Here is a 27,000-nt window from a genome sequence, read left to right on the forward strand (position 1 = left end):
CACGGGGCGGTAGCCCCTACGCGGGAAAGCGGCGGTCGACCCACTTCCACAGGAACTCCAGGGCGACCGCCGCCACCAGGGCCACCGCGACCGCCGTCCACGGCATCGTCATGCCCACCAGCCTCAGCGCGAAGAAGGTCTGCAGGGCCGGCACGACGAGGACGAACAGGAACGCCACCCCCATCGCGGCCACCAGGGCCAGACGCCACCATGTGTACGGGCGGGCGATGATCGCCAGAACCCACATGGAGATCAGGAACAGGGTGAGGGTGGCCGCACTGGTCTCGGCGGCCAGCGCGTCCGAGCCCGTGTAGGAGTGGCGGGCGAGCAGATACGTCACGAAGGTCGCCGCCCCGGCCACCACCCCGCCGGGGATCGAGTACCGCATGACCCTCCGTACGAAATGGGGGCGGGCCCGTTCCTTGTTGGGTGCCAGGGCCAGGAAGAACGCCGGTACGCCGATGGTGAGGGTGGACAGCAGGGTCAGGTGCCGGGGCAGGAACGGGTACTCGACCTGCCAGCACACCACCAGCACCGCCAGCAGCACCGAGTACACGGTCTTGACCAGGAACAGGGTCGCCACCCGGGTGATGTTGCCGATGACCCGGCGGCCCTCGGCGACCACCGAGGGCAGCGTGGCGAAGCTGTTGTTCAGCAGCACGATCTGCGCGACCGCCCGGGTCGCCTCCGACCCCGAGCCCATCGAGACGCCGATGTCGGCGTCCTTCAGCGCGAGCACGTCGTTCACGCCGTCGCCGGTCATCGCGACCGTGTGCCCGCTCGACTGCAGCGCGCCGACCATGTCCCGCTTCTGCTGCGGGGTGACCCGCCCGAACACGGTCCCCTCGTCCAGCGCCTCGGCCATCTCCCGCCGGTCGGCGGGCAGGTGCCGCGCGTCCACCGCCGTACCGGACAGCCCCAGCTTGGCCGCGACCGCGCCGACGGACACCGCGTTGTCGCCGGAGATGACCTTGGCGCGGACGTTCTGCTCGGCGAAGTAGCGCAGGGTGTCGCCCGCGTCGGGGCGCAGCCGCTGCTCCAGGACGACCAGGGCGGTGGGGCGGGCGCCCCGGGCCGGCTGGGGGCCGTCCAGGTCGTGGGTGGCGCGGGCGAGCAGCAGGACCCGCAGGCCCCGCTCGTTCAGCCGCGCGGTCTCGGCCAGGGCCGGATCGTCGGCGCCCAGCAGCACGTCGGGGGCGCCCAGCAGCCAGGTGCTGGTCTCGCCGTCGCCCTCGCTGAAGGCGGCGCCGCTGTACTTGCGGGCGGAGGAGAACGGCAGCGACTCCACGCAGCGCCATTCCTCGCTGTCCGGGTAGGCGTCGATGATCGCCTGGAGGGAGGCGTTGGGGCGCGGGTCGGACTCGCCGAGGGCCCCGAGCACCTTGCGTACGTACGTCTCGTCGGCCCCGTCCAGCATTCTGAGGCCGGTGACGTCCATGCCGCCCTCGGTCAGGGTGCCGGTCTTGTCCAGGCAGACGGTGTCGACGCGGGCGAGTCCCTCGATGGCGGGCAGCTCCTGCACCAGGCACTGCTTGCGGCCCAGCCGGATGACACCTATCGCGAAGGCCACGGAGGTGAGCAGCACCAGCCCTTCCGGGACCATCGGGACGATCCCGCCGACCGTGCGGGCGACGGCGTCCTTCAGGTCGTCGTTCTTCACCACGAGCTGGGTGACGACCAGGCCGATCGCGGCCGGGACCATCATCCAGGTCACGTACTTGAGGATCGTGGAGATGCCGGTGCGCAGCTCGGAGTGGACGAGGGTGAAGCGGGAGGCCTCCTCGGCGAGCTGGGCGGCGTACGCCTCGCGGCCCACCTTGGCCGCCTGGAACGCGCCGCCGCCGGCGACGACGAAGCTGCCGGACATCACCGGGTCGCCGGGCCGTTTGACGACCGGGTCGGCCTCACCGGTGAGCAGGGACTCGTCGATCTCCAGCCCGTCCGCCTCCGCGCACACCCCGTCCACGACGACCTTGTCCCCTGGCCCGATCTCGATCAGGTCGTCCAGCACGATCTCGTTCGTGGCGACCTCGATGGATCCGCCGTCCCGGCGCACGGTCGGCCGGGCCTCCCCGATCACGGCGAGCGAGTCCAGGGTCTGCTTGGCCCGCCACTCCTGCACGATGCCGATGCCGGTGTTGGCGAGGATCACGAAGCCGAACAGGCTGTCCTGGATCGGCGCCACGAACAGCATGATCAGCCACAGGACGCCGATGATCGCGTTGAACCGGGTGAAGACGTTGGCGCGGACGATCTCGCCCAGGGAGCGGCTGCTGCGCACCGGCACGTCGTTGACCTGTCCGCGCGCGACGCGCTCCGCGACCTGCGCACTGCTCAGGCCCGGTGAGTCTGGTCCGGGGAGGGTGACCGGATGGACGGGGTCGAGCATATGGCTCATGCCCTCGACGGTACGTGGGCTCCCGCCCGCCCGCCCACCGGACGGTAAGCGGCCGACGGCGCTATTCGGCCGACGACGCTATTCGGCCGTCGTCGGCTGCGGCCGCGCAGCCCGCTTGATCGCCGCGTCGCGCTTGCGGACGTACCAGATGCCGATGAGCCCCAGCCCGCCCCCGGCCAGGCAGGTCCACAGCCACCACAGGTGACCGTGGTCGTCGAACCAGCCGTAGAAGGGCAGCTGGGCCAGGAAGAGGACGAACCACACGATCGTGCCGCCGGTGATGGTGGCGATCACGGGCCCCTCCAGGGGCTCCGGCGCCTCGTGCTTGGGGGTCCACTTAGCCATGGGGCACAGCTTACGAGGCGGTCCGGTCTACGCGCGCAGATAGCGATCTGGCACTCATACGTTCATACTGAAACCGTTTGTCTTTGACCACTTCTGCTCGTACGAAACTCCAACGGGGCTCGGGGGGACCCCGCTGGTGATGAGGTTCCGCATGCCCACCTCGGCACCCGCCAAGGTCCCCGCCCCCGAAATGCCCGGTGGCGAGCCCGCCTACGGCCCCCTCGACCGCTTCTTCAGGATCTCGGAGCGCGGCAGCTCCGTCGCCCGTGAGATCCGGGGCGGCTTCGCGACCTTCTTCGCGATGGCGTACATCATCGTGCTCAACCCGATCATCCTCAGCAGCGCGAAGGACATGTACGGGCATCACCTGAACGGCGGCCAGCTGGTCACCGCGACCGCGCTGACGGCGGCGTTCGCCACCCTCCTCATGGGTGTCATCGGCAACGTCCCGATCGCGCTCGCCGCCGGCCTCGGCGTGAACTCGGTCGTCGCGCTCCAGCTCGCGCCCCGGATGTCCTGGCCGGACGCCATGGGCATGGTCGTGCTGGCCGGTTTCGTGGTCATGCTGCTGGTCGCCACGGGCCTGCGCGAGCGCGTGATGAACGCGGTGCCGTTCGGCCTGCGCAAGGCGATCTCCATCGGCATCGGCCTGTTCATCATGCTGATCGGCCTGGTCGACTCCGGCTTCGTCACCCGCATCCCGGACATCGCCCAGACCACCGTCCCGCTCCAGCTCGGCGTGGGCGGTCACCTCACCGGGTGGCCGGTGCTGATCTTCATCCTGGGCGTGCTGCTCACCTTCGGCCTCATCGTGCGCAAGGTGCCGGGCGCCATCCTGATCTCCATCGTCGGCATGACCGTCCTCGCGGTGATCATCAACGCGGTCGCCACGATCCCCGCGTGGGGCCTGACCGTCCCGAAGTGGCCGGGCAACCCGGTGGCCACCCCCGACTTCGGCCTGATCGGCCAGTTCAGCCTCTTCGGCGGCTTCCACAAGGTCGGCGTGCTGACCGGCACCCTCTTCGTCTTCACCGTCCTGCTGTCGAGCTTCTTCGACGCCATGGGCACGATCATGGGCGTCGGCGACGAGGCCAAGCTGACCGACGCCGAGGGCTACATGCCCGGCATCAACAAGGTCCTCTTCGTGGACGGCCTCGCGGTCGCGGCGGGCGGCGCCAGCTCCTCCTCGGCCACGACCGCGTTCGTGGAGTCCACGGCGGGCGTCGGCGAGGGCGCGCGCACCGGCTTCGCGAACGTCGTCACGGGCGCCCTCTTCGCCGCGGCCCTGTTCCTCACGCCGATCGCCACGATGGTCCCGTCCCAGGCGGCCACCCCGGCCCTGGTCGCGGTGGGCTTCCTGATCCTCTCGAACTCCGTCAAGGAGATCGACTGGGCGGACTACACGATCGGCATCCCGGCCTTCGTGACCATGCTGATGATGCCGTTCACCTACTCGATCACCAACGGCATCGGCATGGGCTTCATCACCTTCGTCGTGCTGCGCCTGGTGGCCGGCCGCGCGAAGGAGGTCCCGGTGGCGATGTACGTCGTCGCGGCGGTCTTCGGCTTCTACTACCTGATGCCGGCGCTGGGCCTGACCTGACCGGCCCCGGGCCTGAGCCTCAGCGCCCGACCTGATCGGCCGGGGTCACGGAACCCCGTAGAACTTCTCCGTCTCCTCGACGGCGGCCTGGAACCGCTCGTCGAAGTCGTCCCGGATGAGCGTGCGGACCACATAGTCCTGCACGCTCATTCCTCTTCTGGCCGCATGGTGCCGGAGCCTCTCGAGCAGCTCCCCGTCTATCCGCAGGCTGAGCACACTGGTCCCCATGCGTACGAGGGTCGCCACATCCGGCCACCCCGCGTGTCACTTTCCGGAGCCGTCTCACTCATACGGGTGATCAGAGGGTTCAGTGGCGGGAGTCACGGGCACCCGGGCGTGTCGCGTTGGTCTTTAGTCAGAGTAATGAGTTACTCTAAAGAACATGCCGGACCTCACCCATGGCGACGACGCTGCCGCCGTGAACTCCCTCCGCTCCGCCGTGATGCGGCTGTCCCGTCGGCTCAAGCACCAGCGGGTCGACGAGTCGCTGAGCCCCACCGAGATGTCGGTGCTCGGCACCCTGTCCAACTGCGGCCAGGCCACACCGGGCGAACTCGCCCGCAAGGAGCACGTCCAGCCGCCGTCGATGACCCGCATCGTCGCGCTGCTCGAGGCCAAGGGACTGGTCCGTCTGGAGCCGCACCCCGAGGACCGGCGCCAGAAGGTCGTCACCAGGACCGAGCAGGCCGAGGCGATGCTCGAGGAGAGCCGCCGCAAGCGCAACGCGTTCCTGGCCGGCCTGGTCGACGGCCTCGACGAGGACGAGTGGGCCAAACTGCGCGCCGCCGCCCCCGTTCTGGAGAAGCTCGCGCATCTGTAAGAAGTAGCAAGGAGGCGAACCGTTTTGAGTACGGGATCCGGAATACCTTCCGCCCCCGCACCGAAAACCACCCACAACCCCTCGATCGGCAACAGACGCAGGTCCTCGATGTTCAGCTCGCTGAGGATCCGGAACTACCGTCTGTTCTTCGTCGGCCAGGTCGTCTCCAACACCGGCACCTGGATGCAGCGCATCGCCCAGGACTGGCTGGTCCTCAGCCTCACCGGCTCCTCGGCGGCCGTGGGCATCACGACCGCCCTGCAGTTCCTGCCGATGCTGCTGTTCGGCCTCTACGGCGGCGTCCTCGTGGACCGCCTCCCCAAGCGCCCCACGCTGCTGGTCACCCAGACGTCCATGGCCGTCACGGGCCTCGCGCTCGCCGCGCTGACCCTCTCCGGACACGTCCAGGTCTGGCACGTCTACCTCGCCGCCTTCGCCGTCGGCCTCGCCACGGTCGTCGACAACCCGGCCCGGCAGTCCTTCGTCTCCGAGATGGTCGGCCCGGAGCAGCTGCAGAACGCGGTCAGCCTGAACTCCGCGAACTTCCAGTCCGCCCGCCTGGTCGGCCCCGCCGTCGCCGGCCTCATGATCACAGGCGTGGGCACCGGCTGGGCGTTCCTCTTCAACGGCCTGTCCTTCGTCGCACCCATCGGGGGCCTGCTGCTCATGCGCGCCCGCGAGCTGCACGTGGTCGAGCGGACCCCGCGCGGCAAGGGCCAGCTGCGGGAGGGGCTGCGCTATGTCGCCGGGCGCCCGGACCTGATCTGGCCGATCGTCCTGGTCGGGTTCATCGGCACCTTCGGCTTCAACTTCCCGGTGTGGCTGTCGGCCTACGCCGACGGCGTCTTCCACGCGGGCGCCGGCGCCTACAGCCTCTTCAACACCCTGATGGCCGTCGGCTCCCTCGGCGGCGCCCTGCTGGCCGCCCGGCGCGGCACGGCCCGGCTGCGCGTCCTGATCGCCGCCGCGGCGGCCTTCGGGGCGCTGGAGATCGTGGCCGCGCTGGCCCCGTCGTACTGGCTGTTCGCGCTGCTCATGGTCCCGATCGGGATCTTCGGCCTGACGGTCAACGTCACCGCGAACACCGCCGTGCAGATGGCCACCGACCCGGCCATGCGCGGCCGCGTGATGGCCCTGTTCATGATGGTGTTCATGGGCGGTACGCCGGTGGGCGCACCGGTCGTCGGCTGGATCACCGACACCTATGGCGCCCGCGTCGGCTTCGCCCTCGGCGGCGTGATCTCGGCCGCCGCGGCCGCGACCATCGGCCTGATCCTGGCCCGCGTCGGCGGCCTCCGCCTGGCGGTGGGCTGGCACCACGGCCACCCCCGGGTCCGGTTCGTGCCGCGCGAGCGGGAGGAACTCGCGACGGTGGCGTGAGCCCGGGAGCGGGAATCAGTCGCGGGGAAACTCGTCGGTCTTGAGGACGAGGCCGACGACGGTGCCGGTCAGGTCGATGTCCTCCCCGAAAGGAAAACTGACCTCGCTGTGATACTTGCCGTCCTGCGGCAGGGTGTGCAGGTGCCACTCGCCGGTGTACGGGTCCACGACCAGGTACACCGGCACTTCGGCTGCGGCGTAGGTGTCCTTCTTCGGCCCGTAGTCGTTGGCGCCCGTGTCCTTGGAGATGACCTCGGCCACGAACTCGACGTCCTGATAGCGCCAGCGGCCCTTGCCGTCCCTCACCGACCGTTCGGCCATGGCCGCCACATCGCAGGCGAAGCCGTTCAGACGCCCGGGAAAGTCGATCCGCACGTCCGACGCCAACCGCTTGCGCGGGTACTTGGCGCGCAACTGCTCCGCGATGTCGAAGATGATCTCCCAGTGGCCCTGCCGCTGCGGTGACATGAAGATGTTCCCCCCGACGATCTCGACCTTCGTTCCCTCGGGGATGGGCATCTTCTCGAGCCACTCGAACATGACGTCCAGAGTCAGCTCGCCGCTCTCCTCGGCCATCTCGATCCTGTCGTCAAGGACGGTCATCGTGGCGCTCCTCCCCGGCTGCCCCGGACGAGTGCAGCCGCGCGGTACAACGATACGCACGGTCATTCGGACACGCCCGGCACGCGCTGGGCAGACTGGCCTCATGAGACTCTTCGCCGCCGTGGTGCCCCCGCCGGACGTGACGGACGAACTCGCCGCCGAGGTGGACCTGTTGCGTTCGCTGCCCGGCGCGGGCGGGCTGCGCTGGACCGACCGCCCCGGCTGGCACTACACGCTCGCCTTCTACGGCGAGGTCGACGACACCCTCGTACCGGAGCTGTCGGAACGGCTGGCCCGCGCGGCCCGCCATACGGAACCCTTCGCGCTCGCCATCTCCGGCGGCGGTCAGTTCGGCCGCGGCCAGGTGCTGTGGGCTGGTGCGTCCGGCGACCTGGAGACCCTGGGCCGGCTGGCCGACCGCGTGGAGGCGGCGGCGCGGAGGGCCGGGGTGCCGATGGGGGAGCACCGGCGGTACAAGGCCCACCTGACCGTGGCCCGCAGCCGGGAGGCGATGGGCCACCGCCGGGGCTCAAGGGCGCACGGCCGGGACGCGGAGGCCCGCGACCGGGAGTCGGTGGACGTACGGCCGTACGTCGCCGCCCTCGCCGGGTTCAGCAGCCGTACCTGGACCGTCGCCGACCTGGCCCTGGTTCGCAGCTACCTGCCGAAGTCCGGGGTGCCGGGCGAGCAGCCCCGGTACGAGGTGGTCGCCCGCTGGCGGCTGGGCGGCGCCGGTTAGGCTCGTTCACGTGGACCCGAAAACCCGGAACCGGATCATGGCCGGTGCGCTTGTTCTCCTGCTGGTGGTAGTCGCCGTGGCGGCGGCGGTCAGGTAGACCGCCGCCGCGGGCACTGTCGGCCGTAGCCACTACCGGCCGTAGCCACTACCGGCCGTAGCCACTACCGGCCGTAGCCACCACCGGCCGCAAGCACTGCCGGCCGCGGGTGCTACCAGGCGAACGCCTCCGGGGACGGGCCCGGGCCCGGGAAGATCTCGTCGAGGCCGGTGAGCAGTTCCTCGCTCAGCTTCAGCTCCACCGCCCGCAGGGCGGACTCCAGCTGCTCGGCGGTGCGCGGGCCGACGATCGGGCCGGTCACCCCGGGCCGGGTCAGCAGCCACGCCAGGCCCACCTCGCCGGGCTCCAGACCGTGCTTGTCGAGCAGGTCCTCGTACGACTGGATCTGCGCGCGGGCGGCCGGGTCGGCCAGGGTGTCGGCGGCCCGTCCGGAGGCGCGGCGCCCGCCCTGCGCCTCCTTCTTGATCACCCCGCCGAGCAGACCGCCGTGCAGCGGCGACCAGGGGATGACCCCGAGGCCGTACTCCTGCGCGGCCGGGATGACCTCCATCTCGGCGCGGCGCTCGGCCAGGTTGTACAGGCACTGCTCGCTGACGAGGCCGATCGTGCCGCCGCGCCGCGCGGCCGTCTCGTTCGCCTGGGCGATCTTGTAGCCGGGGAAGTTGGAGGAACCGGCGTAGAGGATCTTGCCCTGCTGGACGAGGACGTCGACGGCCTGCCAGATCTCGTCGAACGGGGTGTCCCGGTCGACGTGGTGGAACTGGTAGAGGTCGATGTAGTCCGTCTGCAGCCGCTTCAGGCTGGCGTCCACGGCGCGCCGGATGTTCAGCGCGGAGAGCTTGTCGAAGTTGGGCCAGACGGTCTCGCCGTCGGGAAGCATGTTGCCGTACACCTTGGTGGCGAGCACGACCTTCTCGCGCCGCCCGCCGCCATGGGTGAACCAGTTCCCGATGATCTCCTCGGTACGGCCCTTGTTCTCACCCCAGCCGTACACGTTGGCGGTGTCGAAGAAGTTGATGCCCGCGTCCAGTGCCGCGTCCATGATCGCGTGAGAGTCGGCTTCGCCGGTCTGCGGACCGAAGTTCATCGTGCCGAGCACAAGCCGGCTGACCTTGAGTCCCGTGCGTCCTAGCTGCGTGTACTCCATGACTGCTTAGCCAACGACGTGAAGTGCGCTCTAAGCAAGCGAATCGAGCGCGTCGAGGGAGATTCCCCAGGTGGTGACGTGCGGTGCCGCCGCCGGGGCCGCCGTGTTGTCAGAGGCGTGTCATAGGGTGCGCGCAGCCTTGAACTTCAGGAGACTCGCGTGCCTGCTCGTGCCCGTGCCCGGCTCTGTGCCACCGTTCCTTCGCTTCTGCCCTTGTCGGAGGGCGGGTTCCCGGTGCTGTCTGGCCTGCCGGGACGCCGGCTGCTCGCCCAGCGCTGCGACGACGCCCTCGTCGTCCAGGCGTTGGACGACGCGTTCGCGCCGACGGGCGAGCGGGTGCGGGTGCCCGCGCCCTGGCCCAGCCGGCGCGGGACGTGGGCGGTGGCGCCGGACGCGAGTCTGGCCGTGTTCGCGGGAGTCCACGCGGTGCGGGCGGTGGAACCCTCGGGCGCAACGCGCTGGGAGGTCCGACATGGCTGCTGGTACGGCGCCTGCCGGGAGATGCACACGTCCTACGACGAATACGCGGACCGCAAGGATCACCGCTACCCGGAGGGCGGCTCCGCCGGCTTCTCGGCCGACGGGAAGTTCGTCTGGGCGCATGTGCGCGGCCCGTTGACCACAGGTGAGCTGGACCCGAAGGCGATCGACGAGTGGCTGCTCCTGGACGCCGAGGACGGGCGGCTGCTCGCGCGGGCGGACGCCGGGGCCGCGGCGGCGGGCAGCCACCATCTGCCGCATCCGGTCGATCCGACGCAGATGGGGCTGAGCATCGGCGAGGGCCAGGACGGGGCGCCACTGCGCTGGGGCCGTTGGGACGGGCGGACGATGGCCGTCGACCACATCGCGGAGGACCTGGCCCTGATGAGTGTGAGCCCGTCGGGCGAGCGGCTGATGACGGTGGCGCACGACCAGGACGTGCTGGCCGTCCGCGACAGCCGCGGCTCGGTCCTGGACGGCCTGGAGTGGGACGCCGAGACCGCCGTACCCCGGCATCCCGACGCCGAGCCCGACAACGACGAGGCGTCTCCCTGCTGGGACTGGGCGGGCGGCTTCATCGACGAGACGACCCTGATCTGCTCGACCGTCGAGAGCGACGAGGAGTGGGGCGAGGGGCGGCACTGGGCCATCGACACCTCGGGCGCGCGGACACCCGTGGAGGTCTCCTACCCGCTCCCGGTCGGCACCCAGGCCGGCATCGCGCTGGGCGACGGACTCTGGTGCACGGCGTCCGAGTCGGGGGACGCCCTGCTGGTGTGGGCGCTGGACCGGGACTGATCGCGGCGGGACTAGTCGCGGGGGAAGTCGTCGGTCTTGAGGACGAGGTCGACCACGGTTCCGGTCAGGTCGATGTCGGTGCCGAAGTCCACCGGCGTCCGGTTCTCGTAGTCGCCGTCCTTGGGGTCTGTGTAGACGAAGCACCGGCCCTGGTAGGGGTCGGCGATGACGTAGAGGGGGACTTCGGCGGTGGCGTAGGCGGTCTTCTTCGGGCCGTAGTCGTTGGCGGCGGTCCCCGTGGAGATGACCTCGGCGACGAACTCGACGTCCTGGTAACGCCAGTGGCCTGTGTCGTCCGGCTTCGCCGAGTCCTTGAGCATGGCGATGTCCGGGCAGAAGCCGTTCTCGTGGCCCGGGAAGTCGATGCGGACGTCCGAGAACACCTTGACCTTCCTTCCGAACCTGTCCTCGAGGGCCCAGAGAAACTCGCGGATGATCAGCCAATGCGTGTCGCGCTGCGGCGTCATGTGAACGTTGCCCTCGACGATCTCGACCCTGAATCCCTCGGGGACGGGCATACGCTCCAGCCGCTCGAACCACTCGTCCAAACGCTTGGTGTTGGCGTCGGCGTCGGCCATCTCGATCCTGTCTTCAAGGACGGTCATCGTGGCGCTCCTCCCCGGCTGCCCCACGGACAGTGCAGCCGCGCAGTACAACGATACGCACCGTGACCAGGAGACGCCGGAAACCGGTCAGCCTGTTCCGGCCGCGTACGGATGTCCGATGCCCCACGCCTCCCACATCGCCCCCGCGAAGGCTTCCGCGATCCGGTGCTCCCCGCTCGCGTTGGGATGCGTGCCGTCGTAGGTGTCCATGTGGATGTCGTACGACGCGGGAGGCGAGGCGAGCAGGATCGGCGAGCGGGGCTCGTCCAGGTCGGCGACTGTCTTGGCGAGCAGGACATTGAAGAGGGCCACCTGCTCGGCGAACGGCGGGTCCGCCTCGGCGCGGACGTTCGGGATCACCGGCAGCAGGACCATGCGGATGCGCGGGTTGGCCTCTCGGGCGGCGGCGATGAAGGCGCGCACGTTCTCCGCCGTCTGCTCGGCGTTGGTGTAGAAGCCCAGGTCGATCAGGCCGAGGGAGACGAGCAGGACATCGGCACGGTGGGCCCGTACCGCCTCGCCTATCAGCGGAGCCATGTGCAGCCAGCCCTCGCCCCAGCCGGCCAGGTGGGCGCGGGGGAAGTCGGGGTCGGCGTACTCGTAGGACGCCGGGGCGTCCAGGGCCTTGTCGTACAGCGTCTCGCGCGGGCCGACGATCTGGAACGGGCCGCCGAACGTCTCCCGCAGGTGCTGCCACATCCGGTAGCGCCACGTGTGTTCGCCCGCGCTCCCGATCGTCATCGAGTCACCTACGGGCATGAACCTGAGCATCCGCTCATGATGGACGATCTCGGGGGCGGGTGGGGTGCGTGGGGGTGTGAAGCCCACCACGCCCCCTGCACCCCCGGCCCTGCGTGAACCGCCGGAAGGGATGGCAGGCTTGGGTGCATGCGCCGACCGTTCGCCCTGCTCGCCGGGGCCCTGCTCGCGGGTGCCTGCGCGCTGCCCGCCTCCGCCGCCGACGGTGACAGCCCTGGCGACCAGGGGTTCACGATCAAGGATTCCAGGATCACCGAGTCCAGCGGCCTGGCCGCCTCCCGTCAGCATCCGGGCATCTACTGGACGCACAACGACAGCGACGACGGGCCGTACATCTACGCCGTGGACAGCGCGACGGGGAAGACCGTCGCCACGCTGACCCTGCGCGGCATCGGCTCCCCGCGTGACGTGGAGGCCATCTCCATCGGGCCGGACAACCAGATCTACGTCGGCGACATCGGCGACAACCTCGGCGGCAAGTGGCCGTACGTGTGGATCTACCGGCTGCCCGAGCCGAAGGTGCTCAAGGACGAGACGGTCAGGGCCACGCAGTACGTGGTCAAGTACTCCGACGGGCCCCGGGACGCCGAGTCGCTGATCGTGCACCCCAAGACCGGACGGGTGTACATCATCGACAAGAAGGAGGACGGCGGGCATCTCTTCGAAGGCCCCGCGCAGCTCTCCACCTCCGGCGCGAACATCTTCAAGCCCGTCGCCCCCGTCGACCTCTGGGCCACCGACGCCGCCTTCTCGCCGAACGGCCGACAGCTCGCCGTACGCGGGTACTTCGGCGGTATCTCCTACGACTGGAACGGCGGCAGGATCAAGCGGAAGGGCCGGCTCGACGTGCCCCTGCAGGGGCAGGGGGAGTCCCTCTCGTACTCCGCCGACGGCACCAAGCTGATGTACGGCAGTGAAGGGGCCGACAGCGCGGTGCAGGCGGAGGACGCGCCAAACGGGGGCGCGAGCAAGGCACCCTCCAGCGGCGGGAGTTCCGCCTCCGACGACAGCAACAGCGCTGTCGGCTCCGGGAGTGTGAAGGTCGGCGCCGTCGTCCTCGCCGTCGGCGCGGCCGCCCTCTTCGGGCTGCGGCGGCTGCGGCGCAGAGGCTAGAGAAGAGGGCGCCCGGTGTGACACCGGGCGCCCTCATCCTCGTATCGGAGAGACCGGAGAGGTCAGAGCTTCTCGATCACATAGTCGACGCACTTCGTCAGCGCCTCGACGTCCGCCGGGTCGATCGCCGGGAACATCGCGATGCGCAGCTGGTTGCGGCCGAGCTTGCGGTACGGCTCGGTGTCCACGATGCCGTTGGCGCGCAGCACCTTGGCGACGGCGGACGCGTCGATCTCGTCGGAGAAGTCGATCGTGCCGATGACCTGAGAGCGCTTGGCCGGGTCCGAGACGAACGGGGTGGCGTACTTGGACTCCTCCGCCCAGCTGTACAGGCGGGTCGAGGAATCCTTGGTGCGGGCCGTGGAGAAGGCGAGACCGCCCTGGCCGTTGAGCCATTCCAGCTGCTGGTTGAGCAGGAAGAGGGTGGCGAGGGCCGGGGTGTTGTACGTCTGGTTCTTGCGGGAGTTGTCGATCGCCGTGGGGAGCGAGAAGAACTCCGGGACGTGGCGGCCGGAGGCGTGGACGCGCTCGGCGCGCTCGATCGCGGCCGGGGAGAAGACGCCGATCCACAGGCCGCCGTCGGAGGCGAAGGACTTCTGCGGGGCGAAGTAGTAGACGTCCGTCTCGGCGATGTCGACCGGGAGGCCGCCCGCGCCGGAGGTGGCGTCCACGAGGACCAGGGCGCCCTCGTCGGCGCCGGCCACGCGCTTGATCGGCATGGCGACACCGGTGGAGGTCTCGTTGTGGGTGAAGGCGTAGACGTCGACGCCCGCCTCGGCCTGCGCCTCGGGGTGGGTGCCGGGGTCGGTGGCGATGACGGTGGGTTCGGCGAGCCAGGGCGCGAGCTTGGCGGCCTTGGCGAACTTGGAGGAGAACTCACCGAAGCTGAGGTGCTGGGACTTGTTCTCGATCAGGCCGTGGGTGGCGATGTCCCAGAAGGCGGTGGAGCCGCCGTTGCCGAGGACTACCTCGTAGCCGTCCGGGAGGGAGAACAGGGAGCTGATGCCTTCGCGGACCTGGCCCACCAGGTTCTTGACCGGGGCCTGGCGGTGGGAGGTGCCGAGCAGGGAGCTGCCGGTGGCGGCGAGCGCCTCCAGTGCCTCGGTGCGCACCTTGGAGGGACCCGCGCCGAAGCGTCCGTCGGCGGGCTTGATGTCAGCGGGAATCTGGATGTCGGCCACGAGTCGGAGGGTATCCGCTAGACGAAACGGGACGGAACCATGTCCGTCCGATGAGACGAGAGCGCCGGGACATGGAATTGTCGGGTAGTACGACGATCACTACGGCCCTGTGGACAAGTCCAGGTGACGGTGCGTGATCGGATGCATCCTGGACGCATGACGGATCACTCGGAGCTTGGAGCGGATCAGGCGCGGCGCGCAGCGGACGCCGCGCGGCTCGCGGCGCATCGATCGGGGCTTGCGGCGGATCTCTCGCGGCTCGAAGCGGAGCTGCGCGGGGCCGTCCGGGGTGAGGTCGGTTTCGACGTCACCTCCAGGGCGCTCGTCACCATGGACGCGTCCAACTACCGGCGTGTCCCGATGGGGGTGGTCGCGCCGAGAGACGGTGACGACGTGGCCGCCGTGCTGGAGGTGTGCCGGGCGCACGGGGTGCCGGTGGTGGCGCGTGGCGGGGGCACGTCGATCGCAGGGCAGGCGACCGGCACGGGCGTGGTGCTGGACTTCACCCGGCACATGAACCGACTGCTGTCGATCGACCCCGAGGCCTGTACGGCCGTCGTGCAGCCGGGGCTCGTCCTCGACCGGCTCCAGGAGGCCGCCGCCCCGCACGGGCTCCGCTTCGGCCCCGACCCGTCCACGCACAGCCGGTGCACGCTCGGCGGGATGATCGGCAACAACTCGTGCGGCTCCCACTCGGTCGCCTGGGGGACCACGGCCGACAGTGTGCGCGAGCTGTCGGTGGTCACCGTGCGCGGGCAGCGGCTGCGGCTCGGACAGGGCTGGTCCGGCGCCCCGGACGGTCTGCGCGACCTGGCCGAGGGCGAGTTGGCCCGGCTGCGCACCGGCTTCCCGGACCTGCCCCGCCGTATCTCCGGCTACGCGCTGGACGCCCTGCTGCCCGAGCGGGGCGCCGACGTCGCCCGCTCCTTCTGCGGTTCCGAGGGCACCTTCGGCATCCTCACCGAGGCGGTCGTACGGCTGGTGGAGGCCCCACGCGCGCGTGCCCTGGCCGTGCTGGCGTACGGCGACGAGAGCGCGGCCGCCGAGGCCGCCGCCGGGCTGCTGCCGCTCGGCCCGCTGACGGTGGAGGGCATGGCGGCCGACCTGGTGCGCTCGCCGACCGGGCTGCCCAGGGGCGGTGCCTGGCTGTTCGTGGAGACGGGAGGGCAGACGGAGAGGGAGGCACGCGCGCGTGCGGAGGCGATCGTCCGCGCGGCTGACGTGCTCGACTTCCTGGTCGTGACGGACCCGGCCGCCCAGCGCGCCGTGTGGCGCATCCGGGAGGACGCGAGCGGTACGGCGACCCGTATGCCCGACGGCAGGGAGGCGTGGCCCGGCTGGGAGGACTGCGCGGTGCCGCCCGCCCGGCTCGGCGCCTATCTGCGGGACTTCCGCGCCCTGCTCGCCGCCCACGGCCTGCGCGGCACGCCGTACGGCCACTTCGGCGACGGCTGCATCCATGTCCGCATCGACTTCGACCTGCTCACCGAGGCGGGCATCGGCCGCTTCCGCCGCTTCTCCGGGGAACTGGCCGACCTGGTGGTCGCCCACGGCGGCTCGCTGTCCGGGGAGCACGGCGACGGACAGGCCCGCGCGGAGTTGCTGCCCCGGATGTACGGCGACGAGCTGGTGGGCCTCTTCGAGCGGGCCAAGGGGATCTGGGACCCCGACGACCTCCTCAACCCCGGCATGCTGGTCCGCCCGGCCCCGCTGGACGCCAACCTCCGCTTCTCGGTCCTGCCCCGCCGCCCGGTGGACGTGGCCTTCGGCTACCCGGCCGACGGCCGCGACTTCCGCGCGGCCGTCCGCCGCTGCGTCGGCGTCGCCAAGTGCCGTACGACCACGGCGGCCGGCCCCGCCGTCATGTGCCCCTCCTTCCGGGCGACCGGCGAGGAGGAGCACTCCACGCGGGGGAGGGCGCGTCTGCTGCACGAGATGCTCGCGGGCGACCTGGTCACCGACGGCTGGCGTTCCACCGAGGTCCGGGACGCCCTGGACCTGTGCCTGTCCTGCAAGGGCTGTCGCTCGGACTGCCCGGTCGGCGTCGACATGGCCACCTACAAGGCGGAGTTCCTCCACCACCACTACGCGGGCAGGCGCCGCCCGGCCGCCCACTACAGCATGGGCTCACTGCCGGTCTGGCTGCGCTGGGCAGCCCGGACGCGTGCGGCGCCCGTGATCAACGCGCTGGCTGCAGTGGGGCCGTTGGCACGGCTGGGCAAGCGACTGGGCGGGATCGCGGCCGAGCGGGAGATCCCGCGCCTGGCCACGCGGACGTTCACCGGGTGGTGGCGGGGGCGGAGGCCTGCCGAAGGAGCTGGGGGCGGCTCGGCCGGAGGCACGGGCGACCTCGTCGTGCTGTGGCCGGACACCTTCACCGAGCACCTGTCCCCGTCCGTCGGCCGGGCCGCCGTCCGGGTGCTGGAGGCCGCCGGGCTGCGGGTGGCGCTGCCACCGACGCTGGTGCTGCGCGGACGCCCGGTCGGGGACGCCAGGTCGAGGGCGGCGACCGCGCTGCTCACGGCCCGCCGGTCCCGGGTCTGCTGCGGCCTGACCTACCTCTCCACCGGCCGACTCGACCGCGCCCGCGCGGTGTTGCGCCGCACCCTGGACCTGATGGAACCGGTGCTGGAGGCCGGCGCACCCGTCGTCGTCCTGGAGCCGAGCTGCGCTGCGGCCCTGCGCACCGACCTCCCGGAACTCCTGCACGACGACCCGCGCGCGCCCCGACTGGCCGCCGCCGTCCTCACCTTCGCCGAGGCACTGGAGCGGCATGCCCCCCACTGGATGCCGCCCGCCGTGGACAGACCGGTCGCCGGGCAGACCCACTGCCATCAGCACGCGGTCCTCGGCGACGGAGCCGACCGCCGGCTGCGGGAGTCCGCCGGCCTGACCGGCGAGCTGAGCGGCGGCTGCTGCGGCCTCGCGGGCAACTTCGGTTTCGAGAAGGGGCACTTCGAGGTGGCCCGGGCCTGCGCGGAGGAACAGCTGCTGCCGTCGGTACGGGGTGCGGCCGAGGGGACGGTGATCCTCGCGGACGGCTTCTCCTGCCGCACCCAGCTGGAGCAGCTGGCCGGAGTGCGGGGGCGGCATCTGGCCGAGGTGCTGGCGGAGGCGCTGGACAGCGCGGAGCAGGGGTCGGAGGTGGCGAAGTGAGCGAGCCCGGCGAAGTGGGCGAGGAATACGGCAGGTTGGCGGTCCTCTCCGACATCCACGGGGTGTTGCCGGCTCTGGAGTCGGTTCTGGCGGAGCCGGAGGTGGCAGCCGCCGACCGGATCGTCCTCACCGGCGACATCACGGCGGGCCCGCAGCCGGCCGAGGTGCTGGACCTGCTGCGGGAACAGGGCGAGCGGGTGCTGTGGGTCGGCGGGAACGCGGACCGGGAACTGGTGGAGTACCGGCGCGGCGAGCGGACGGAGATCCCGGACCCCATCGGCCCGTTCGCCGCGCGGGCCCTGCGCGACGAACAGGTCGACTTCCTCGCCGCCCTGCCCCGCACCCTCACCCTGCGCGTCCGGGGCCTCGGCACGGTGCTGTTCTGCCACGCCACCCCGCGCGACGACGAGGAGGTGGTGCTGGTCGACTCCCGCCCCGCCCGCTGGGCCGAGGTCTTCACCGGCCTCCCACCCGGCATCGGCACCGTCGTCTGCGGCCACACCCACATGCCGTACGTCCGTCTGGCCCACGGCCGTCTGGTGGTCAACCCGGGCAGCGTCGGCATGCCCTACGGCCGGCCCGGCGCCCACTGGTGCCTCCTCGGCCCCGGAGCCGACCTGCGCGTGACGTCGTACGACATCCCGGCGGCCGTCTCCCGCCTCACCGCCGAGTGCGCCTACCCCGACATCGCCGAGTGGGCCGACTACTTCCTGCACGCGCGGGCGACGGACACGGAGGTGCTGGCGGCGTTCGGGCCGAGGGACGGGAGGGCCGACTCCGTAGGGTGAGCGGGACGAGCGATCTTGGAGGAGTAGCGCGCATGACCCTGACACTGCGGCCCATCACCCGCGCCGAGCATCTGGCCTTCGTGTCCGCGCTGCCCTCGGTCAGCCATATGCAGCTGCCGTCCTGGGGCGATGTGAAGCCCGACTGGCGGGCGGAGAGCCTGGGCTGGTTCGAGGCGGACGGGCGGCTCGTCGGGGTGGGGCTGGTGCTGCTGCGGCCGCTGCCCAAGGTGAAGCGGTACCTGGCCTATCTGCCGGAGGGGCCGGTCATCGACTGGCACGCGCCCGACCTGGAGCGCTGGCTGGACCCGCTGCTGGCCTACCTGAAGGGGCGCGGTGCCTTCTCGGTGAAGATGGGGCCGCCCGTGGTGCTGCGGCGGTGGAGCCCCGAGGCGGTCAAGGCCGCGATCGCCGACCCGGCCGCGCACCGGCTGCGGGACGCGGAGGCGACGTCGTACGAGCCGGGCGCCGGGGAGGTCGCGGAGCGGCTGCGCCGCCTGGGCTGGCGGCAGGCCGAGCCGGGCAGCGAGGAGGGCTTCGCCGCCGGACAGCCCCGGTACGTCAGCCAGGTTCCGTTCGCCGGGCGGTCGTCGGACGACATCCACCGCGGGCTGAACCAGCAGTGGCGGCGCAACATCAAGAAGGCCGAGAAGGCGGGCGTGAAGGTCGTCCGCGGGGGCTACGAGGACCTGCCGGTCTTCTACGGCATCTACACCGAGACCGCCGAGCGCGACCAATTCATTCCGCGCCCGCTGCCGTACTTCCAGCGGATGTGGACGGCGCTCGCCGCCGAACACCCCGACCGCATGCGGCTGTACCTCGCGCACCACGAGGGCGACGTGCTCGCGGCGGCCACCATGCTGATCGTCGGCGGCCACGTCTGGTACTCCTACGGCGCCTCCACCAGCCGCAAGCGCGAGGTCCAGCCCAACAACGCCATGCAGTGGCGGATGATGGCCGACGCCCACGAACTCGGCGCCCACGTCTACGACTTCCGGGGCATCACCGACACCCTGGAGGAGTCCAACCACCTGCTCGGGCTGCTCCGCTTCAAGGTGGGCGCGGGCGGCGAGGCCGTGGAGTACCTGGGCGAGTGGGACTTCCCGCTGAACCGCCTGCTGCACAAGGCGCTCGACGTCTACATGTCCCGGCGCTGATCCTCTTCCATCTCCTCCGGGCTCAGCATCCAGTACAGCTACATAAAGGGTTCACACTCCTGACTAAGTCCATTACCCTGGACTCGGTAGTACATCGCGATGAACGAACCCGATCAAGCACCTGGACCGCCCGTGACCCCCTCCAGCGCCCCCGGCACCGCCAGTGCCGCAAGTGCGGCCAGTGCCGCCACGCCGACCCCGGTCGCTCCCGCCGGAGCGCCGCGCACCTCCCTCGGCTCGTTCGGTCCCGTCGGGCTGGTGCTGGCCGGCGGGGTCTCGGTCCAGTTCGGCGGGGCGCTCGCGGTGACCCTGATGCCGAGGGCCGGCGCGCTGGGCGTCGTGACCCTGCGACTGCTGGCGGCGGCCGTCGTCCTGCTCCTGGTCTGCCGCCCGCGCCTGCGCGGCCACTCGCGCACCGACTGGGGCACGGTGGTCGTCTTCGGCATCACCATGGGCGCGATGAACGGCCTGTTCTACGAGTCGGTCGCCCGCATCCCGCTGGGCCCCGCCGTCACCCTCGAAGTCCTCGGACCGCTGGCCCTGTCCGTCCTCGCCTCCCGCCGCGCGATCAACGCGCTGTGGGCGGGCCTGGCGCTCGGGGGTGTCTTCCTGCTGGGCGGCGGAGGCTTCAGCGACCTCGACCCCATAGGTGTCGCCTTCGCCCTGGGTGCCGGCGCCATGTGGGCGGCCTACATCGTTTTCAGCGCGCGGACGGGCCGCCGCTTTCCCCAGGCGGACGGGCTGGCCCTCGCCATGGCGGTGGCCGCGCTCCTCTTCCTCCCGCTGGGCATCGCCGAGGCCGGCAGCCGCCTGCTGAACCCCACCACCCTCGCCCTCGGCTCGGCGGTGGCCCTGCTCTCCTCGGTGCTGCCCTACACCCTCGAACTCCTGGCCCTGCGCCGCCTGCCCGCCTCCACCTTCGCCATCCTCATGAGCCTGGAACCGGCCATCGCGGCCACCGCCGGCTTCCTGATCCTCGGCCAGTCCCTCTCCCTCGCCCAGACCGCCGCCATCGCCCTGGTCATCGCGGCAAGCATCGGCGCGGTGCGCACGCAGGTGGGACGGGGAAGGGCGAAGGAGCCGGCCGTCGCTCCGTGACGTTCTTGCGGCACGGTGAGGTGTGAGGGGACTAGAGTCGGGGCGGTGCCCCGATCCGCCGGCCCCGGCTCGGCCGGAGCGTCGGCCGAGGGCACGAAGGGAACGGCGCATGAGTCTGCAGCACACCGAAGCGGCTGGGGACGGGCCGGTGATCCCCCGGCCGGAGCGCACACCGGCTGCCCTGCGCGCCGCCTGTGCCGTGGTCGCCCCGCAGCTCCTCGCCACCTACGACCGGGCCAAGGATCAGGCCTTGGGTGAAGCCGTGGAACAGGGTTCGCTCAAGCCGGTGCACGCGTACCTCGACCACTGGGCGGCGCTGATCGAGATCGAGCGCCATCCGGAGACGGCGAAGGTCTACCACCGAGCCGAGTACCTCGCGCACGTGGCCGAGGAGCCGGAGGAGGCACGTCGCCATCTGGCCACGGCCGCCGGCATCTACCGCGCCGCGTCCGGGGCGGTGCATGCCGAGTGACCTGGCGCTGGGAGACGTCCCGGACGAGGAGACCGTGGCCGCCGGGGCGTCGCCCGCATTTCTCGCCGAGGTCGAGAAGACGGCCGACGAACTGGTTCGGGCGGCGGAGGCGCTGTGCCTTCACGGACCCGCCTACCAGGTGCCGATGACGGGGCGAAGCACGCGGTCGTGGCAGGTGGTTTCTTCGTCTACATGATCACGCCCCGCTCGGAGCTCGTGACCATCTGGCAGGACACGCCCGACCCCCTGCCGTGAGAGCGGTTGTCCCCGGCATCCCCTTCAAAGTTCAAAGCCGCCCGCTTCTCCTGACCCGCGTAAATTCATGCAAGCACGCTTGATTGTTTATCCCCGCGCTGCCATGCTCCCCCCATGTCCGATCCGACGCCCGTCTTCGACGACCTGCGTGAGGAAAGCCGCGAACTCGAGTTGATCGTGGCCGAGTTGACCGACGAGCAGTGGGCGCTCGCGACGCCCGCGGCGCGCTGGAGCATCGCCCACCAGATCGCCCACCTGCACTGGACCGACCAGGCCGCCCTGCTCGCCGTGACGGACGAGGGCGGCTTCCGGGAGGTGGTCGAGAAGGCGCTCTCCGCCCCCGACTCCTTCGTGGACGACGCCGCCGACGAGGGCGCCCGCCTCGCGCCCGCCGAGCTGCTGGCCCGGTGGCGGGAGGGCAGGGCCGCGCTCGACCGGGCGCTGCGGGCGGCGGCCCCCCAGGGCAAGCGCTTCCCCTGGTTCGGCCCGCCCATGTCGGCCGCCTCCATGGCCACCGGGCGCCTTATGGAGACCTGGGCCCACGGCCAGGACGTGGCGGACGCCCTCGGTGTGGTCCGCGCACCCACCGACCGGCTCCGGCATGTGGTCCGCATCGGGGTGCGGGCACGAGACTTCGCGTTCGGGGTGCGGGGACTGCCCGTGCCGGGGGAGGAGTTCCGCGTCGAGGTCCTGGCGCCCTCCGGTGAGGTCTGGGCCTTCGGCCCCAAGGACGCGCCGCAGCGCGTCACCGGGACCGCCCTCGACTTCTGCCTCCTGGTCACCCAGCGCGCCCACCGCGCCGACCTCGCCCTGCGTGCCGAGGGCCCGGACGCCGACCGCTGGCTCGACATCGCCCAGGCCTTCGCCGGCCCGCCCGGCACCGGCCGCCCGCCGAAGGGGGACCCGGCGTGACGGTGCTGCGCATCGGCAACTTCTCCGGCTTCTACGGCGACCGCGCGGCCGCCCTGCGCGAGATGCTCACCGGCGGCGAGGTCGACGTCCTCACCGGCGACTACCTCGCCGAACTCACCATGCTCATCCTGGGACGGGACCGCCTGAAGGACCCGTCCGCCGGATACGCCCGCACCTTCCTGCGCCAACTCGAGGACTGCCTCGGCCTCGCCCACGAGCGCGGGGTGCGGATCGTCACCAACGCGGGCGGCCTCAACCCGGCCGGACTCGCCGACGCCGTACGGCAGCTGGCCGACCGGCTCGGCATCCCGGTGCGGGTCGCACGCGTCGAGGGCGACGACCTGACCGCCGCCCACCCGGGCGCCCTCGCCGCCCACGCCTACCTCGGCGGCTTCGGCATCGCCGAGTGCCTGCGGGCGGGCGCCGACGTCGTGATCACCGGCCGGGTCACCGACGCGGCCCTCGTCACCGGGCCCGCCGCCGCCCACTTCGGCTGGGGGCCCGGGGAGTACGACCGTCTCGCGGGCGCCGTCGTCGCCGGGCACGTGCTGGAGTGCGGGACCCAGGCGACCGGCGGGAACTACGCCTTCTTCCAGGAGGGCGACGTACGCCGTCCCGGCTTCCCGCTCGCCGAGCTCCACGCCGACGGCAGCAGCGTCATCACCAAGCACCCCGGCACCGGCGGCTTCGTCGACGTCGGCACGGTCACCGCCCAGCTGCTCTACGAGACCGGCGGCGCCCGGTACGCCGGGCCCGACGTCACCGCCCGGCTGGACACCGTAAGGCTGAGCCAGGACGGGCCGGACCGGGTGCGGATCGAGGGCGTGCGCGGTGAGGCGCCCCCGCCGACCCTGAAGGTGGGGCGGAACCGGCTCGGCGGGTTCCGCAACGAGGTCGCCTTCGTCCTCACCGGCCTCGACATCGAGGCCAAGGCGGCGCTGGTGCGCGAGCAGATGAGCGAGACGCTCGCCAAGTCCCCGCCCGCCGAGGTCCGCTGGGACCTGGTCCGCACCGACCGCGCCGACGCCGGTACCGAGGAGACGGCCAGTGCCCTGCTGCGGCTGGTCGTACGCGACCCCGACGAGCGGGTCGTCGGACGGCCGCTGAGCGGCGCCGCGATCGAGCTGGCCCTCGCCAGCTACCCCGGCTTCCATGTGCTCGCGCCCCCCGGAAAGGGCGCACCCTATGGGGTCTTCGAGGATGTGTACGTGCCCCATGGTGCCGTCGACCATGTGGCGGTCCTCCATGACGGCCGCCGCACACCTGTGGCACCGGCCCAGGACACCCGCGTACTCGACACCCTGCCCCAGCCGCCCCTCCCGGACCCCCTGCCCACCGGGCCCACGCGACGCGCCCCGCTCGGACTCGTCGCCGGTGCCCGCAGCGGGGACAAGGGCGGGAACGCCAACGTCGGGGTGTGGGCGCGGCCGTCCGCCGGCGACGCGGCCTGGCGGTGGCTCGCGCACGAGCTGACCGCCGAAAGGTTCCGCCTGCTGCTGCCCGAGACCCGGGACCTGCCCGTCACCCGGCACGTCCTGCCGAACCTGCGCGCCCTCAACTTCGTCGTCGAGGGCATCCTCGGCGCCGGCGTCGCCGCCCAGCACCGCTTCGACCCGCAGGCCAAGGCCCTCGGCGAATGGCTGCGCTCCCGCCACCTGGACATCCCGGAGGCCCTGCTATGACGGTTCTCGAGTCCCGCCTGGACCCGCACGGCGCCGAGCACCAGGCGGCCCGCGAGGCCATGCTCGCCAAACTCGCCGACCTGGACAGCGAGCACGCCAAGGCGCTCGCGGGCGGCGGCGAGAAGTACGTCGCCCGGCACCGGGGGCGCGGCAAGCTGCTCGCCCGCGAGCGGATCGAACTGCTCCTCGACCCGGACACCCCGTTCCTGGAGCTGTCCCCGCTGGCCGGCTGGGGCAGTGAGTACACCGTCGGCGCGTCCGTGGTCACCGGCATCGGCGTGGTCGAGGGCGTCGAGTGCCTGATCACCGCCAACGACCCGACCGTGCGCGGCGGCGCCAGCAACCCCTGGACGCTGAAGAAGTCGCTGCGCGCCAACGACATCGCGCTCGCCAACCGGCTGCCCTGCATCAGCCTGGTCGAGTCGGGCGGCGCCGACCTGCCCTCGCAGAAGGAGATCTTCATCCCCGGCGGGGCCATCTTCCGCGACCTCACCCGGCTGTCCGCCGCCGGCATCCCGACCGTCGCCGTCGTCTTCGGCAACTCCACCGCGGGCGGGGCCTACATCCCCGGCATGTCCGACCACGTGATCATGGTCAAGGAACGCGCGAAGGTGTTCCTCGGCGGGCCGCCGCTGGTGAAGATGGCGACCGGTGAGGAGAGCGACGACGAGTCCCTGGGCGGCGCGGAGATGCACGCGCGCGTGTCGGGCCTCGCCGACTACTTCGCCGTGGACGAGCCGGACGCCCTGCGCCAGGCCCGGCGCGTCATCGCCCGGCTCAACCACCGCAAGGCGTACGAGGACCCGGGTCCGGCGGCCCCGCCGAAGTACGACCCGGAGGAGCTGCTCGGCATCGTCCCCGCGGACCTGAAGACCCCGTTCGACCCGCGCGAGGTCATCGCCCGCCTGGTCGACGGCTCCGACTTCGACGAGTTCAAACCGCTCTACGGGACGAGCCTGACCACCGGCTGGGCCGCCCTGCACGGCTACCCCATCGGCATCCTGGCCAACGCCCAGGGCGTCCTGTTCAGCGAGGAGTCGCAGAAGGCCGCCCAGTTCATCCAGCTCGCCAACCAGCGCGACATCCCGCTGCTCTTCCTGCACAACACCACCGGCTACATGGTCGGCAAGGAGTACGAGCAGGGCGGGATCATCAAGCACGGCTCGATGATGATCAACGCGGTCAGCAACAGCAGGGTCCCGCACCTGTCCGTCCTCATGGGGGCCTCGTACGGCGCCGGGCACTACGGCATGTGCGGCCGCGCCTACGACCCCCGCTTCCTGTTCGCCTGGCCCAGCGCCAAGTCGGCCGTCATGGGCCCCCAGCAGCTCGCCGGCGTGCTGTCCATCGTCGCCCGGCAGTCGGCGGCGGCGAAGGGAGCGCCGTACGACGAGGACGCGGACGCCGCCCTGCGCGCGATGGTGGAGCAGCAGATCGAGTCCGAGTCCCTGCCGATGTTCTTGTCCGGGCGGCTCTACGACGACGGCGTCATCGACCCGCGCGACACCCGCACCGTCCTCGGCCTGTGCCTGTCGGCCATCCACACCGCCCCCTACGAGGGCGCGCGCGGTGGCTTCGGCGTCTTCCGGATGTGAGGCTCATGATTTCGACACTGCTGGTCGCCAACCGGGGCGAGATCGCCTGCCGGATCTTCCGCACCTGCGGTGAGCTGGGAATCCGGACGGTCGCCGTGCACTCGGACGCCGACGAGAACGCGCTCCACGCGCGCGTGGCCGACACGGCGGTACGGCTGCCGGGAGCCACGCCCGCGGAGACGTATCTGCGCGGCGACCTGATCGTGAAGGCGGCCCTGGCCGCCGGCGCCGACGCCGTCCACCCCGGCTACGGCTTCCTCTCCGAGAACCCCGACTTCGCCCGCGCCGTCCTCGACGCCGGCCTGATCTGGATCGGCCCGCCGCCCGAGGCGATCGAGGCGATGGCCTCCAAGACCCGCGCCAAGGAACTGATGGGCCTCGCGCCCCTCGACGCGGCCGCGATCACCGAGGCCGACCTGCCCGTACTGGTCAAGGCGGCCGCGGGCGGCGGCGGGCGCGGCATGCGGATCGTACGCCGCCTGGCGGACCTCCCGGCCGCCCTGGAGGCCGCCCGCGCCGAGGCCGCGAGCGCCTTCGGCGACGGCGAGGTCTTCACCGAGCCCTACATCGAACAGGGCCGCCACGTCGAGGTGCAGATCCTCGCCGACTCCCACGGCACCGTCTGGACCCTCGGCACCCGCGACTGCTCCCTCCAGCGCCGCCACCAGAAGGTCGTCGAGGAGGCCCCGGCACCCGGTCTGACCTCCCGACTCGCCGGCGAACTGGACACGCTGGCCGTCCGCGCCGCCCGCGCCGTGTCCTACGTGGGCGCCGGCACGGTCGAGTTCCTGGTCGCCGACGGCAAAGCCCACTTCCTGGAGATGAACACCCGCCTCCAGGTCGAACACCCCGTCACCGAGGCGGTCTTCGGCCTCGACCTGGTCGCCGAACAGATCCGCGTCGCCGAGGGCCTGGCCCTGGAAACGACCCTGCCACGCGCGCGCGGCCACGCCGTCGAGGCCCGCCTGTACGCCGAGGACCCCGCCCAGGGCTGGGCCCCCCAGACCGGCACCCTGCACCGCCTCGCCGTACCCGACGGCATCCGCCTCGACACCGGCTACACCGACGGCGACACCATCGGCGTCCACTACGACCCCATGCTCGCCAAGATCGTCGCCCACGCCCCCACGCGCGCGGAGGCGATCCGCAGGCTCGCGGGCGCGCTGGAGCGAGCGGAACTCCACGGCCCGGTCACCAACCGGGACCTGCTCATCCGCTCACTGCGGCACGAGGAGTTCACCGGCGGCCGCATGGACACCGGCTTCTACGACCGCCACCTCACCGACCTCACCACCCCCGACCCCGACCCGTACGCCCCCCTCGCCGCGGCCCTCGCCGACACCCACGGCCGCTCCCGCTTCGGCGGCTGGCGCAACCTGCCGTCACAACCGCAGGTCAAGCGGTACGAGATGGCGGGCGAGGAACACGAGGTCCGCTACCGGCACACCAGGGACGGCCTCACGGCCGACGGAGTGCGGGTCGTCCACGCCGGCCCGCGCCGGGTCGTCCTCGAAGTGGACGGCGTACAGCGCGCGTTCGACGTCACACGCTACGGCGACCGGGTCTACGTCAACACCACCGCCCTCACCGCCCTGCCCCGCTTTCCCGACCCGACGGCCCAGTTCGCCCCCGGCTCCCTCCTGGCCCCGATGCCGGGCACGGTCGTCCGCATCGCCGAGGGACTGACCGAGGGCGCCACCGTCCAGGCCGGCCAGCCCCTGATCTGGCTGGAGGCGATGAAGATGCAGCACCAGATCTCGGCTCCGGCCGCCGGCACCCTCACCGCCCTGCACGCCACACCCGGGCAGCAGGTGGAACCCGGCATGTTGCTCGCCGTCGTACAGGAAACCTCTTCTTAG

Annotated in this window: 24 protein-coding genes; 16 read left to right on the forward strand and 8 right to left on the reverse strand. The window is 71.5% G+C overall.

The window, feature by feature from the left end; all coding sequences use genetic code 11:
• Window positions 1–16 precede the first annotated feature (16 nt).
• Window positions 17–2,398, reverse strand: coding sequence for an HAD-IC family P-type ATPase (locus ABZ865_RS19175; RefSeq protein ID WP_361231437.1), 2,382 nt, complete (start codon window positions 2,396–2,398; stop codon window positions 17–19).
• Between the two features lie 78 nt (window positions 2,399–2,476).
• On the reverse strand, window positions 2,477–2,743 hold the full coding sequence (locus ABZ865_RS19180; protein WP_361231439.1) for a DUF2530 domain-containing protein: 267 nt from the start codon (window positions 2,741–2,743) through the stop codon (window positions 2,477–2,479).
• A gap of 151 nt (window positions 2,744–2,894) precedes the next feature.
• Here ABZ865_RS19180 and ABZ865_RS19185 point away from each other — a divergent pair, with 151 nt between their 5' ends.
• Entirely contained in the window at window positions 2,895–4,346 is a 1,452-nt protein-coding gene (locus ABZ865_RS19185; RefSeq protein WP_361231441.1) for an NCS2 family permease, read from the forward strand.
• A 45-nt stretch (window positions 4,347–4,391) separates the two neighbouring features.
• On the opposite strand, the gene ABZ865_RS19190 is transcribed toward ABZ865_RS19185, so the two are convergent.
• The gene (locus ABZ865_RS19190; RefSeq protein WP_361231444.1) at window positions 4,392–4,574 is read right to left on the reverse strand and encodes a ribbon-helix-helix protein, CopG family; all 183 of its coding nucleotides are present in this window, start codon (window positions 4,572–4,574) and stop codon (window positions 4,392–4,394) included.
• 154 nt (window positions 4,575–4,728) lie between these two features.
• On the opposite strand from ABZ865_RS19190, the gene ABZ865_RS19195 reads away from it, so the two are divergent.
• Complete coding sequence (locus ABZ865_RS19195; RefSeq protein WP_089101888.1) at window positions 4,729–5,166, forward strand: MarR family transcriptional regulator; 438 nt, start codon at window positions 4,729–4,731, stop codon at window positions 5,164–5,166.
• Between the two features lie 108 nt (window positions 5,167–5,274).
• A complete protein-coding gene (locus tag ABZ865_RS19200; protein ID WP_361231446.1) occupies window positions 5,275–6,546 on the forward strand; it encodes an MFS transporter in 1,272 nt (423 codons plus the stop codon).
• A gap of 15 nt (window positions 6,547–6,561) precedes the next feature.
• Here ABZ865_RS19200 and ABZ865_RS19205 read toward each other — a convergent pair whose 3' ends face one another.
• On the reverse strand, window positions 6,562–7,149 hold the full coding sequence (locus ABZ865_RS19205; RefSeq protein WP_361231448.1) for a Uma2 family endonuclease: 588 nt from the start codon (window positions 7,147–7,149) through the stop codon (window positions 6,562–6,564).
• A gap of 103 nt (window positions 7,150–7,252) precedes the next feature.
• Between ABZ865_RS19205 and thpR the strand changes: the two genes are divergently transcribed.
• A complete protein-coding gene (gene thpR / locus ABZ865_RS19210; RefSeq protein ID WP_361231450.1) occupies window positions 7,253–7,888 on the forward strand; it encodes an RNA 2',3'-cyclic phosphodiesterase in 636 nt (211 codons plus the stop codon).
• 209 nt (window positions 7,889–8,097) lie between these two features.
• Here the strand turns inward: thpR and ABZ865_RS19215 are convergent, their stop codons facing one another.
• Entirely contained in the window at window positions 8,098–9,093 is a 996-nt protein-coding gene (locus ABZ865_RS19215) for an aldo/keto reductase (protein WP_361231452.1), read from the reverse strand.
• A gap of 234 nt (window positions 9,094–9,327) precedes the next feature.
• Here ABZ865_RS19215 and ABZ865_RS19220 point away from each other — a divergent pair, with 234 nt between their 5' ends.
• The gene (locus ABZ865_RS19220) at window positions 9,328–10,371 is read left to right on the forward strand and encodes a hypothetical protein (RefSeq protein WP_361231454.1); all 1,044 of its coding nucleotides are present in this window, start codon (window positions 9,328–9,330) and stop codon (window positions 10,369–10,371) included.
• 11 nt (window positions 10,372–10,382) lie between these two features.
• Here the strand turns inward: ABZ865_RS19220 and ABZ865_RS19225 are convergent, their stop codons facing one another.
• Window positions 10,383–10,976, reverse strand: a complete 594-nt coding sequence (locus ABZ865_RS19225) for a Uma2 family endonuclease (RefSeq protein WP_361231456.1) — start codon at window positions 10,974–10,976, stop codon at window positions 10,383–10,385.
• An 87-nt stretch (window positions 10,977–11,063) separates the two neighbouring features.
• Complete coding sequence (locus ABZ865_RS19230; protein ID WP_361231458.1) at window positions 11,064–11,747, reverse strand: SGNH/GDSL hydrolase family protein; 684 nt, start codon at window positions 11,745–11,747, stop codon at window positions 11,064–11,066.
• Between the two features lie 117 nt (window positions 11,748–11,864).
• Here ABZ865_RS19230 and ABZ865_RS19235 point away from each other — a divergent pair, with 117 nt between their 5' ends.
• Window positions 11,865–12,848 (forward strand): WD40 repeat domain-containing protein, encoded by a 984-nt coding sequence (locus ABZ865_RS19235; protein ID WP_361231460.1) that lies wholly within the window; start codon window positions 11,865–11,867, stop codon window positions 12,846–12,848.
• A gap of 62 nt (window positions 12,849–12,910) precedes the next feature.
• On the opposite strand, the gene serC is transcribed toward ABZ865_RS19235, so the two are convergent.
• Window positions 12,911–14,029 carry a phosphoserine transaminase gene (gene serC, locus ABZ865_RS19240; protein WP_361231462.1) on the reverse strand — a complete coding sequence of 373 codons (1,119 nt, stop codon included), beginning with the start codon at window positions 14,027–14,029 and terminating at the stop codon, window positions 12,911–12,913.
• Between the two features lie 156 nt (window positions 14,030–14,185).
• On the opposite strand from serC, the gene ABZ865_RS19245 reads away from it, so the two are divergent.
• From ABZ865_RS19245 to ABZ865_RS19290, 10 genes are all read left to right on the forward strand, one after another.
• Window positions 14,186–17,185: an FAD-binding and (Fe-S)-binding domain-containing protein gene (locus ABZ865_RS19245; RefSeq protein ID WP_361231464.1), complete on the forward strand. Its 3,000-nt coding sequence runs from the start codon at window positions 14,186–14,188 to the stop codon at window positions 17,183–17,185.
• Window positions 17,182–17,973 carry a metallophosphoesterase family protein gene (locus ABZ865_RS19250; RefSeq protein WP_361231466.1) on the forward strand — a complete coding sequence of 264 codons (792 nt, stop codon included), beginning with the start codon at window positions 17,182–17,184 and terminating at the stop codon, window positions 17,971–17,973. Before ABZ865_RS19245 ends, ABZ865_RS19250 begins: the two co-directional genes overlap by 4 nt.
• A gap of 32 nt (window positions 17,974–18,005) precedes the next feature.
• A complete protein-coding gene (locus tag ABZ865_RS19255; protein ID WP_361231469.1) occupies window positions 18,006–19,127 on the forward strand; it encodes a peptidoglycan bridge formation glycyltransferase FemA/FemB family protein in 1,122 nt (373 codons plus the stop codon).
• Window positions 19,128–19,226: 99 nt separating this feature from the next.
• Window positions 19,227–20,225 carry an EamA family transporter gene (locus tag ABZ865_RS19260; protein WP_361231471.1) on the forward strand — a complete coding sequence of 333 codons (999 nt, stop codon included), beginning with the start codon at window positions 19,227–19,229 and terminating at the stop codon, window positions 20,223–20,225.
• Window positions 20,226–20,334: 109 nt separating this feature from the next.
• A complete protein-coding gene (locus ABZ865_RS19265; RefSeq protein WP_361231473.1) occupies window positions 20,335–20,697 on the forward strand; it encodes a DUF6247 family protein in 363 nt (120 codons plus the stop codon).
• Complete coding sequence (locus ABZ865_RS19270; protein WP_361231475.1) at window positions 20,687–20,893, forward strand: hypothetical protein; 207 nt, start codon at window positions 20,687–20,689, stop codon at window positions 20,891–20,893. The genes ABZ865_RS19265 and ABZ865_RS19270 overlap by 11 nt, the downstream gene beginning before the upstream one ends.
• Before the next feature lie 173 nt (window positions 20,894–21,066).
• The gene (locus ABZ865_RS19275) at window positions 21,067–21,864 is read left to right on the forward strand and encodes a TIGR03084 family metal-binding protein (RefSeq protein ID WP_361231477.1); all 798 of its coding nucleotides are present in this window, start codon (window positions 21,067–21,069) and stop codon (window positions 21,862–21,864) included.
• Window positions 21,861–23,546: an acyclic terpene utilization AtuA family protein gene (locus tag ABZ865_RS19280; RefSeq protein ID WP_361231479.1), complete on the forward strand. Its 1,686-nt coding sequence runs from the start codon at window positions 21,861–21,863 to the stop codon at window positions 23,544–23,546. Before ABZ865_RS19275 ends, ABZ865_RS19280 begins: the two co-directional genes overlap by 4 nt.
• On the forward strand, window positions 23,543–25,141 hold the full coding sequence (locus ABZ865_RS19285; protein ID WP_361231481.1) for a carboxyl transferase domain-containing protein: 1,599 nt from the start codon (window positions 23,543–23,545) through the stop codon (window positions 25,139–25,141). Before ABZ865_RS19280 ends, ABZ865_RS19285 begins: the two co-directional genes overlap by 4 nt.
• Before the next feature lie 5 nt (window positions 25,142–25,146).
• A complete protein-coding gene (locus ABZ865_RS19290; protein ID WP_361231483.1) occupies window positions 25,147–27,000 on the forward strand; it encodes a biotin carboxylase N-terminal domain-containing protein in 1,854 nt (617 codons plus the stop codon).

This window comes from Streptomyces sp. NPDC047085, from assembly GCF_040643735.1.
Lineage (GTDB): Bacteria > Actinomycetota > Actinomycetes > Streptomycetales > Streptomycetaceae > Streptomyces.

What these genes read in the sequence shown, in the direction of transcription:
- ABZ865_RS19245 (WP_361231464.1), top strand. Translation starts at nt 14,186, where the DNA reads ATGACGGATCACTCGGAGCTTGGAGCGGATCAGGCGCGGCGCGCAGCG.
- ABZ865_RS19260 (WP_361231471.1), top strand. Translation starts at nt 19,227, where the DNA reads ATGAACGAACCCGATCAAGCACCTGGACCGCCCGTGACCCCCTCCAGC.
- ABZ865_RS19190 (WP_361231444.1), bottom strand. Translation starts at nt 4,574, where the DNA reads ATGGGGACCAGTGTGCTCAGCCTGCGGATAGACGGGGAGCTGCTCGAG.
- ABZ865_RS19235 (WP_361231460.1), top strand. Translation starts at nt 11,865, where the DNA reads ATGCGCCGACCGTTCGCCCTGCTCGCCGGGGCCCTGCTCGCGGGTGCC.
- ABZ865_RS19215 (WP_361231452.1), bottom strand. Translation starts at nt 9,093, where the DNA reads ATGGAGTACACGCAGCTAGGACGCACGGGACTCAAGGTCAGCCGGCTT.
- ABZ865_RS19290 (WP_361231483.1), top strand. Translation starts at nt 25,147, where the DNA reads ATGATTTCGACACTGCTGGTCGCCAACCGGGGCGAGATCGCCTGCCGG.
- ABZ865_RS19255 (WP_361231469.1), top strand. Translation starts at nt 18,006, where the DNA reads ATGACCCTGACACTGCGGCCCATCACCCGCGCCGAGCATCTGGCCTTC.
- thpR (WP_361231450.1), top strand. Translation starts at nt 7,253, where the DNA reads ATGAGACTCTTCGCCGCCGTGGTGCCCCCGCCGGACGTGACGGACGAA.
- ABZ865_RS19180 (WP_361231439.1), bottom strand. Translation starts at nt 2,743, where the DNA reads ATGGCTAAGTGGACCCCCAAGCACGAGGCGCCGGAGCCCCTGGAGGGG.
- ABZ865_RS19200 (WP_361231446.1), top strand. Translation starts at nt 5,275, where the DNA reads ATGTTCAGCTCGCTGAGGATCCGGAACTACCGTCTGTTCTTCGTCGGC.
- ABZ865_RS19265 (WP_361231473.1), top strand. Translation starts at nt 20,335, where the DNA reads ATGAGTCTGCAGCACACCGAAGCGGCTGGGGACGGGCCGGTGATCCCC.
- ABZ865_RS19285 (WP_361231481.1), top strand. Translation starts at nt 23,543, where the DNA reads ATGACGGTTCTCGAGTCCCGCCTGGACCCGCACGGCGCCGAGCACCAG.
- ABZ865_RS19225 (WP_361231456.1), bottom strand. Translation starts at nt 10,976, where the DNA reads ATGACCGTCCTTGAAGACAGGATCGAGATGGCCGACGCCGACGCCAAC.
- ABZ865_RS19175 (WP_361231437.1), bottom strand. Translation starts at nt 2,398, where the DNA reads ATGAGCCATATGCTCGACCCCGTCCATCCGGTCACCCTCCCCGGACCA.
- ABZ865_RS19270 (WP_361231475.1), top strand. Translation starts at nt 20,687, where the DNA reads ATGCCGAGTGACCTGGCGCTGGGAGACGTCCCGGACGAGGAGACCGTG.
- ABZ865_RS19185 (WP_361231441.1), top strand. Translation starts at nt 2,895, where the DNA reads ATGCCCACCTCGGCACCCGCCAAGGTCCCCGCCCCCGAAATGCCCGGT.
- ABZ865_RS19195 (WP_089101888.1), top strand. Translation starts at nt 4,729, where the DNA reads ATGCCGGACCTCACCCATGGCGACGACGCTGCCGCCGTGAACTCCCTC.
- ABZ865_RS19230 (WP_361231458.1), bottom strand. Translation starts at nt 11,747, where the DNA reads ATGCTCAGGTTCATGCCCGTAGGTGACTCGATGACGATCGGGAGCGCG.
- ABZ865_RS19205 (WP_361231448.1), bottom strand. Translation starts at nt 7,149, where the DNA reads ATGACCGTCCTTGACGACAGGATCGAGATGGCCGAGGAGAGCGGCGAG.
- ABZ865_RS19275 (WP_361231477.1), top strand. Translation starts at nt 21,067, where the DNA reads ATGTCCGATCCGACGCCCGTCTTCGACGACCTGCGTGAGGAAAGCCGC.